Source organism: Synergistaceae bacterium (assembly GCA_021372895.1).
GTDB lineage: Bacteria > Synergistota > Synergistia > Synergistales > Synergistaceae > JAJFTP01.
In genome coordinates this window covers 26,020-34,892 of sequence record JAJFTP010000014.1, presented here as the reverse complement: position 1 = coordinate 34,892, position 8,873 = coordinate 26,020, and the positions used below count along the sequence as shown (strand labels likewise).

Genomic DNA, 8,873 nt, shown 5'->3' with positions numbered 1-8,873 from the left:
AGTGCGCGCGGAATGTTGATATGCGGGTACCTGATCTCTTCACCCATGGCACAGCAGGTCTCGAATCCTGCGAAACACCACCATATCAGGGCGACATTGCCTATAAAACTTTTAGGGGAAAAATCGACGAAATCAGGTATTTTTACAAAATTGCCAAGATACACATTCGGAAGCATCATTACAAACCATATAAGCGCCACGCCCCAGAAGAAAAACATGAACCCGTTCTGTAACCGGCCGGTCATTTCAACGCCGCGGATGTTTGTAAAAATAAATACGACGACAGCGGCACTTGCTATCGCCACATCGCTTATCGGAAGTTCAACGCCGAAAGCACTGAAAATCGTTTTAAAGTAAAAACTGAAAGCCAGCGCTTCACCACTGGTCACGGAGACCAGTGAAATTATGAAATTCCATCCGGCGAGCATGCCGAAAGGTCTGCCCAGACCTACGGAAGCGTATTTATATGTGCCGCCTGCATACGGCAGGGCCGCACCCATCTCGGCGTATAGCAATGCGGGATATATACTGATCAGCATAGCAACAAACGTTGCCAGTATCACCGATGCGCCCATAAGGCCAACTACATTGGCACCGACAGTGAACAATCCGACACCTATTACAGTTCCTACTGTAATGGTAACAGCTTCACGCATACCGAAACTGCGCTTCAATATCTTGTTCTCATCCACAATAAATGCCCCCTGACTTTTTGATTTTTCAGACGTCTGGAATATATATGTTTTAACCTTTCGATGTAGGTCAAGGTCAATAGAGGATTTTGTCAAAAACTATAAAAAGGTTGAGTCCACTCAACGTTTATAGTATACTGCGGGGAAGTCAGAACAGGAGAACGATATCGAAAGGAACAATAAATGTATGCGCATAGGTCAGGTATCCAATAAATATCACATATCAACAGACAATATTTATTACTATATAAGCTACGGCCTTATTGTTCCGCCTAAAAACGCAGGCGGACAATATGTCTTTGACGACAATACGCTTAAGGAACTGGAGTTTGTCCTGGATTTGAAAAACCTTGGCTTCTCACTCAAGGTCATCCATCGGATCATTTCCCTGTACAGAGTTTCCAACCTGGCTGACAAACAGGATGTGGATGATTTGAAAAACATATACAGACACCAGATAGAAACATTGGGAAAAAACAAAATCCAGCTTATGGAAGCCCAAGCCTCCCTGGAAAAGAAAATAACCGATCTGGATATTCATATGATGGACAGTCCGTCTGATATAGGGCTTCCTCTCTCAATGCTTCGCTGCATCTGTTGCCCGGTCTGTCATAAAGAGCTGATGCTCGGTAACGTGCATATGAACCAGAGGTATATCTTTAACGGTGATCTCAGCTGTCATTGTGGCTATCATGCGCATATTGCCGACGGGATACTACAGACACCGAACCTTAATACAAGTAAATATGATAAACCAGACCTCGTGCGTGAACTTTATAAAGATCTGCCTCCGGATCTGATAAGCTTGTTTCAGCGTTCATACAACTGGATGACTGAAAAATTGCTGTATGCGGAGCCGTCCGGCAAGGTGCTGCTTGAAACCTATGTCAATGCGTGGTTCTTTCTCCACAACCACCAGCACATTCTGCCTAAAGATACTAAAATAATCGTGATCGACAAATTTTCGGAAACTTTGCGTGTTTACAAGGGTCTGATCGAAAGGCAAAAATGCGGGCTTGATATCCTTTACATTGCCGATGCCGGACTGGAACCGCCGCTTAAACCACAGACGGTCGATATAAACATAGATTTCTTCGCTCTTAACGAGCACAATTTCTATCACCATACTTTCTGGCTGGACCATCTTTCTCCATATCTGAAAAATGACGCTCTTGCACTGGGCACATATTTCTATTTTGACCATGGGCAAAAATCTATGCACACACTGCTGAAAGAATATCCCGAATCGTATGTAAATAACTTCAACAAACAGTGTTTTCTGAAAAACATCAGAAACGGTTTTAATATTCTTGATTCAGAGGAACTCGGCTATACCGTTGATTCAGGCGAAAACCTGGGGTTTTCTTTCCACGTAAAAAATGAAAGGATGCATCTGCTTTCTTATCTGGCACAGAAAAAGAAATGACGATAAATGATTATCGCTTCCTACAGCATTCTTACGCCATACTTTATACTCTCTAAGACCCAATTCACCGCGGCCTGTAAAGCTGCAAATACACGGCGGATGCAGTTTCCGCCTGTTCTTGTAAATATTGCCCCAAAGTTTTCCCCAAAAAAACAGGATCCGAAAGCCGAAGCTTTGGCGGATCCTGCATACAAAATCAGTTATGGAAAACCGTAACTGTCTCACTGCTGTATATTATTATACCACCCTCGTATTTTTCATAAAGGGACCTAAGCCTTTGTACGGTTATTTCACGTTTTTGACGATTTTAACGCTCTCTGTGTAGATGATGTTTCGTCTTGACTGTTCGGCCATTACAAATTCGTACAGTTCATCCGAGCTCGCGAGCTTTTCCGGTGATATCACTCCTTTTCCATTAATAAGCCCTTTGACAAGCGCCTGGGCGAAGATTGAACAGGTTGAGCCGGTACAGCGTCCCATTGAATTTCGCCATGTCTTTTCGTCGAACATGTTGCAAAGATCCCAGGTATAGGTAACCAAGTCGTGTCCTTTATAACCGGAAACCTCGATCTGCATGACGGTGAGATCCCTGTCTCCCTTTTCGGGATCCATTTTCCACAGTGGGAAAAGCAGGTCGCAGGCTATATCACGCGGCACGACTTCAAATCCCCCGAGAACGCGTTTCTTTTCTTCGAAGAGGCCCATGTCGCGAAGCAGTCTCATCTGTTCAACATGACCGGGCCAGCGCATCGTGCGCTCCTGCATATTTTTGGCCTTTATGTTCTTCATCAGTGAGCGAAGCCCGTCTGTTATAAAGGTCTCAAGCCTGCCCACGCCGGGGAAATCCTTTTGGTCCAGGTCTCCCATAGCTTCGATGACATCAATTTTGTAATTCTTTATATAACGGGCAGGCCTCGTGTATTCTTCAATAACATCCGCAGGCGACCATGTTATCTGGTAATTGAAGGGAGGCACCGGCTTATGCGGGATCCCACCTACATAGATGACGGCATTTTCCACTTCGTCAAGCAAAGCGGCTCCCCTGCCTACCAGGAAATTGGACATACCCGGAGCCACACCGATATCGGGTATCACCGTAACGCCGTGTTCTTTCGCAAGCCCGTCCAGTTCCTCAAAATCCTCAGGCATGAAGGAAATGTCACATAGGTTTTTCCCTGATTTGATGACGGTCTCCATCATTTTGCGCCCAAATCTTCCGGGCACACCTGCTGTCACAACATCCGCATCCTTAAGGATCTCCGGGAGCCTCACCTCGTCTGTGCAGGATGCAACAACTGTTTTTAGTGCAGGGTTTTCCGACTTAAGGCCGGCAAGGACTTTTTCGTTCAGATCAGCCACCGTAACGTCAAAACCGCTGCTGCTCATGTCGTTTGCGATGATGCTTCCCACTAACCCACAGCCTATCTGTACAGATTTCATCAAAAATACACCCCTTCAAGAATATATTTTTAGCTCTGTTGCAGTATGCACTATAATAAATACACAAGGGTCATCAATATTTACATATGATTAATATCGTATATTGTGAGATTGCCAAATACGGGCAGACCCATTCCTATATAATTCTGGATAAATCACCGCTAAAACCGATATCTAAAGAATCTGTATTCGGAAATGCAGATCAGCACGGGGAACAGACATGAAATAGACAGGACTCTTTCCACATTTTATATTCGGAGTTCATTTTTTTACCTTAATACCCAGAACGATGCAGCAACATATCATTTCCTGTCTTTGCACATGTATATCGCTTGACAGCCGAATAATCTCTCTTTTATTTTATATGTACATTTCCTCCCTATATCCGCGCTTCAGGCCTTTTCGGGAAATCATAGGCGATCCTCGCTAAAATGGCAGACCCCAAAGGCAGGCAATCTTCGTCTATGTCAAAAAGATTGCTGTGCAGGGGATAATCAGTTTTCTTTTCTGCATTTCCGACACCAAGCATGAACAAAACACCTTGTCTCCTCTCAATAAAGTAGGCAAAATCATCCACTCCCATGGTCGGTTGATTCATAATGTTCACCGAATCTGGCCCCAGAAGTTCGTGGGCTATGGACTCCACAAAGCCGGCAAGCTTTGAGTCATTAATCACGCAAGGATATCCCTCTGTAAAATTCAGATGAGCACTTGTACCCAGTGCGGAGGCAACTCCTTCGGCTATTTTGCGGACCCTGTCCCGCGCCCAAAGACGTGTCTGCGGATCCAACGTTCTGATAATCCCCTTCATCTCTGCCTTGCCTGCGATAATATTTCTCTGTGTGCCGGATAGGAAGGTTCCGACCGTAACTACGATGGGATTGAGCGGATCGACCTCCCTGCTTGTGATCTGCTGTAATGCGGAAACGACCTGACAGCCTGCCGCCAGCGCATCAACGCCAAGGTGGGGCGCCGCGCCATGGCTCCCCCGTCCTTGGATTTCAAGATCGAACATATCGGAAGAAGCGTGGAGTTTGCCGAAGGAAAGGCCGATGCTCCCTGTCGGGTATCCCGGTGCAACGTGAAGACCGAAAACAGCGTCGACTTCCGGGTCCTCCATTGCACCATCCCTGATCATGGGAAGCGCCCCTCCGTCCGTTTCCTCGGCGGGCTGAAATAGAAAACGCACCTCTCCGGCAAGTTCTCCCCTTAAAGGGGATAAAAGCTTTGCAGCCCCGAGAAGTATAGCGGTGTGGGCATCATGTCCGCAGGCATGCATTTTGCCGGGGACTTCTGAAGCATATAAGACCTGTTTTTCATCGTTCAGTTCAAGGGCGTCCATATCTGCCCTGAAACCGGAAACCGGTCCCGGTTTTCCTCCTCGCAGCCTTCCTATGATTCCTGTCCGGGCGATGCGCTTTGTAGGAATCCCTAGCCCTTCCAGAGTATCTTCAACTATGGCTGCTGTTCTATCCAAATCAAACCCTGTCTCCGGATGACGGTGGATATCCCTTCTTATGCCTACCAGCCATTCTTTTTCTGATTGTGCAAGTTTAATAAAATCAGGTGTCATGATAAGGTCGTCGATCCTTTCCTGCCAATCTATAACCTATGCCTGAGCCAAAAGGGCTTCGATGATGCATAGGATAAACAGAAATACCTTATTGCCTGATAAATTTGATCAGCTTATCCTTAGTGTCCATTATGCATTTTGCACCAAGCGGGATCGTAGAAGTAGGATGGCAATGTCCTGATTTAATGTTATACATCACAGGCTTCCCATAATCGGACAGGATATCATTCAGCATATCTATTGCCGTATAAGCATCATCTGTATCGTTTATACAATTCGTGAAATCACCGAAGATGATACCAGCCGAACCTTTTATTTTGCCTGAATATTTCAGATGATGCATCATTCTGTCCAATCTTCTTACAGCCTCATCCACATCTTCAATGAACAGTATTTTATCTTTTGTCTCCACCTCGTAGGGAGTGCCGATCATCGACGTCAATAATGACAGATTCCCGCCTGTGATTATTCCCTCCGCATGTCCATCCGACATAACCTTAAAGTCCTCGCCGTCCGGATTTTCCAATAACAGTTCATCGTCCATGTTCAGCGCTTTTTCAAAACTGTTTTTTGTAAATTCATCATAATCATTGAGCATATTTGAAAATACCATGGGTCCGTGGAAAGTTATCAAATGGCATTTCTGGTTAAAATTTACATGCAGATTTGTTATATCGCTGTACCCCACGAAAATTTTAGGATTATTGCTTATAATATCAAAATTGATCTTGTCCATTACGTGAGAACTTGTATCTCCGCCCCTGATGCACCATATTGCCCTTACCTCTTTATCCGCAAACATCTGATTTATATCTTCCGCTTTTTCTTCGCCTGTGCCGGCTGAGTAGCCATGAACAGAGCGATAGTTGCATCTGCCCATTTTCACCTTATAGCCCATATCTTCCACAAGTTTTTTACATAAATCAGCGTTTTCTTTTGATACAGGAGAAGATGGCGCCACAATAGCAACTGTATCGCCTTTTTTCAATTTATCAGGAAAAATCATTTTTACACCTTCTGCTCCAAATTCTGATCAGAATACTATATTTGTTATTACAGCAGCTGCAATGAGGCTTATTGCGTCCACTAGCAGGCCTACTGGCAGCGCATGTCTGGTTTTACTGATTTTGACGGCTCCAAAATATACCGCAAGGACATACATAGTTGTCTCAGTTGAACCCATTGCCACAGAAGCCATTCTGCCTATAAGCGAATCCGGTCCATATGTCTTAAACAGCTCAGCCATCATGCCTTCAGCCCCGCCGCCCGATAGCGACCGCATAATCCCCATGGGCAATATTTCAGCGGGCATACCCATTAAGGAAGTAACAGGATCAACTATTTTCACAAGGACATTCATTGCGCCGGATACTCTGAATATGCCAATTGCAGCTAACATTGCCACCAGATAAGGCATGATCTGGACAGCTGTAGTAAACCCTTCTTTTGCACCTTCAACAAATACCTCATATACCTTTACTTTTTTTATATATCCGTATAGCGGTATCCCCAGGAGTACGACGGGGATCGCATATAATGACAACGCATTCAAAATAGTCTGCAACATATTATCTCCTCCTTACACATTCTCGGAATCCGTTTTTTCTTCAGAATCAACAAATTTCTCAATTTTATATCTATTAAATTTGGAAAAAAGTTTTGCAAGGATAACAGCAGACACGGTAGATATTGTTGTTGCCAAAATAATCGGCCCTATCACTTCTGTTGGATTCGCTGAATGCGCCGCCACCCTTAAACCAATAACTGTCGCCGGTATCAGTGTTACGGAAGAAGTATTTATCGCTAAAAACATTACCATGGCATCGGTTGCCACCCCTTTATGATCATTGAGCGAATCCAATTCCTTCATCGCTTTAATACCCAGAGGCGTTGCAGCATTTCCCAGTCCGAGGACATTGGCTGCAATATTCATGACCATAGCCCCCATAGCCGGATGGTCTTCAGGTACATCTCTGAAAAGCCTTTTCATTACCGGGCTGAGTGCTTTTCCAAAAACCTTTGTCAACCCGGATTTTTCCGCGATGGCCATAAGTCCCAGCCATAAAGTCATAGTTCCTATCAAGCCAAGGCATATTTCTATCGCGGTATTGGAAAAACCAATCGCCGCATCCGTAACTGCCTGCACATTGCCGCCAAAAAAAGCTGTTAAAACTCCTATTACTATCAATCCCAGCCAAATAATATTTAACATCTCAAATCTCCCTTCATAATCATACTTTTATTTCTACTGCCAGAAAATTATTCCCCTTAGTTCCCAAAAGGGCGCCGGGAACTAATCCACACGCCAGAACATATTCATCAGATATCGCACATGCGTTTTAAACATGGCCGCCGATAAGAAACACTGAGATGCGGCCGGTCTCTTTGCCCATACGCAACCCTTGATAATTACACCGCTACGTAACTCGTTCACAAAATCCTGCTCTAAGCTTTAACCGTTTCAAAAACGATCCTGACGAAATTATATATGGCCGAAAAAATACTTCTCGTTTTCCTCCCTGCTAATTATTTCATACGACGCCCCCTCTATTTCCCTGATATTACTGATACCATATGTCTGGCGCACCACTGCGTTTCCTCACAAGCCACTGGACAACCAGATGATATATGTTTTAACTGACGTTGTACAGTCCAGTCGATATGACAAAAGCGAACACAACCACAGGGAGAAAGTCACTGACAAAACTGTTACAAGGTCTTTCTTAACCTGGGGCGAAAGGATAAACTGTCTACCGAGTTTATAATGTGGTTATAGTAGTAAAAGAGGTTCAGCTCAGGCTTGACTCGCTTGCTCAGACAGAAGGAGAGGACCATGCAAAGGCGGTTTGTGCCCTGAGATCCCATGGTACTTTTGGCAGGTACGTAAGGCAAAGCAAAAGCGGGGTTCTTTCATTAGATCGGGAGAAGATAGCGGAGGATTCACTTCTTGATGGCAAATTCCTTGTCAGTGCCTCCAACATGAAGATGAAGTCCGAAGATATCGTAATGGGTTATAAGCAGCTATGGGTAATAGAGCGGCTGTTCAGGGACATGAAGAATATTTTGAACATACGGCCTGTCTATCACAGGCTTGAGGAAAGAATAAAATGCCATGTCCTTATCTGCTGGGTGGCGATGATACTGATGCGGGTCGCGGAAAACGAGACAGGGATGACCTGGCACAGAACAGAAAAGGCAATGTCCTGTATTACCGCAGGGGCTATCGGATCCGGTGGCTATACCTCTTGGATGACCTCTGATATTACAGCCGAAGCGGCTGAGATATTTGAGAAACTGAAGATCACTCCTCCTCAGAACGTGCTCTCCGTAGAGAAAAACTCGCAGTACAACTTTTTATGAAGGATAAATCCAGTCAATGTAGTCTATGACTACATTGACTGGATTTTCCTGTACCGCTGACTGTACAACGTCAGCCATAAACCTGCCATAGAGCCGGCCCGGCATGGGGAGCCTCGGGCAGGGTTAGACAAACACTGCAGTAGTAATTCTTCAAGTTCTGTGTTATTCTTTTTCAAAGCCATTGGGATCCTCCTTTTTTAAGTGTTTTGACTGCATTTAGTTTAAAGGAGCCCTAATGGCTTTGTTATATCTTTTTTTGCCGCACATGTCCAAGATGAATTTTTACGAAGGTCGATCCAAGTAGCTATATCAAGAAAAATCAGCTCTTATGCCGCATCGGCAACCTGATTTTGAATTTGTACAAAATACTACAGAAAAACCT

The 8,873-nt window shown here is 44.6% G+C and carries 8 protein-coding genes; 2 read left to right on the top strand and 6 right to left on the bottom strand.

Annotated elements, in window-relative coordinates:
- Positions 1 to 692: APC family permease (locus LLF78_01870; protein ID MCE5201249.1), on the bottom strand; the 692-nt coding region annotated here is incomplete at its 3' end.
- A gap of 187 nt (positions 693 to 879) precedes the next feature.
- On the opposite strand from LLF78_01870, the gene LLF78_01865 reads away from it, so the two are divergent.
- The gene (locus LLF78_01865; GenBank protein ID MCE5201248.1) at positions 880 to 2,118 is read left to right on the top strand and encodes a MerR family transcriptional regulator; all 1,239 of its coding nucleotides are present in this window, start codon (positions 880 to 882) and stop codon (positions 2,116 to 2,118) included.
- Between the two features lie 285 nt (positions 2,119 to 2,403).
- Here the strand turns inward: LLF78_01865 and LLF78_01860 are convergent, their stop codons facing one another.
- The 5 genes from LLF78_01860 to LLF78_01840 all read right to left on the bottom strand — a co-directional run bounded on the left by LLF78_01860 (position 2,404) and on the right by LLF78_01840 (position 7,343).
- Positions 2,404 to 3,558, bottom strand: a complete 1,155-nt coding sequence (locus tag LLF78_01860; protein MCE5201247.1) for a saccharopine dehydrogenase NADP-binding domain-containing protein — start codon at positions 3,556 to 3,558, stop codon at positions 2,404 to 2,406.
- A gap of 379 nt (positions 3,559 to 3,937) precedes the next feature.
- Positions 3,938 to 5,131 carry an amidohydrolase gene (locus LLF78_01855; protein MCE5201246.1) on the bottom strand — a complete coding sequence of 398 codons (1,194 nt, stop codon included), beginning with the start codon at positions 5,129 to 5,131 and terminating at the stop codon, positions 3,938 to 3,940.
- Between the two features lie 88 nt (positions 5,132 to 5,219).
- The gene (locus LLF78_01850) at positions 5,220 to 6,137 is read right to left on the bottom strand and encodes an LD-carboxypeptidase (protein ID MCE5201245.1); all 918 of its coding nucleotides are present in this window, start codon (positions 6,135 to 6,137) and stop codon (positions 5,220 to 5,222) included.
- Positions 6,138 to 6,164: 27 nt separating this feature from the next.
- On the bottom strand, positions 6,165 to 6,698 hold the full coding sequence (locus tag LLF78_01845; protein MCE5201244.1) for a spore maturation protein: 534 nt from the start codon (positions 6,696 to 6,698) through the stop codon (positions 6,165 to 6,167).
- 12 nt (positions 6,699 to 6,710) lie between these two features.
- Positions 6,711 to 7,343, bottom strand: coding sequence for a nucleoside recognition protein (locus tag LLF78_01840; protein ID MCE5201243.1), 633 nt, complete (start codon positions 7,341 to 7,343; stop codon positions 6,711 to 6,713).
- Positions 7,344 to 7,897: 554 nt separating this feature from the next.
- Here LLF78_01840 and LLF78_01835 point away from each other — a divergent pair.
- A complete protein-coding gene (locus LLF78_01835) occupies positions 7,898 to 8,491 on the top strand; it encodes a transposase (protein MCE5201242.1) in 594 nt (197 codons plus the stop codon).
- Positions 8,492 to 8,873: the final 382 nt, after the last annotated feature.

Coding starts and splice junctions, on each gene's coding strand:
- LLF78_01865 (MCE5201248.1), top strand. CDS start 880: ATGCGCATAGGTCAGGTATCCAATAAATATCACATATCAACAGACAAT.
- LLF78_01860 (MCE5201247.1), bottom strand. CDS start 3,558: ATGAAATCTGTACAGATAGGCTGTGGGTTAGTGGGAAGCATCATCGCA.
- LLF78_01855 (MCE5201246.1), bottom strand. CDS start 5,131: ATGACACCTGATTTTATTAAACTTGCACAATCAGAAAAAGAATGGCTG.
- LLF78_01850 (MCE5201245.1), bottom strand. CDS start 6,137: ATGATTTTTCCTGATAAATTGAAAAAAGGCGATACAGTTGCTATTGTG.
- LLF78_01845 (MCE5201244.1), bottom strand. CDS start 6,698: ATGTTGCAGACTATTTTGAATGCGTTGTCATTATATGCGATCCCCGTC.
- LLF78_01840 (MCE5201243.1), bottom strand. CDS start 7,343: ATGTTAAATATTATTTGGCTGGGATTGATAGTAATAGGAGTTTTAACA.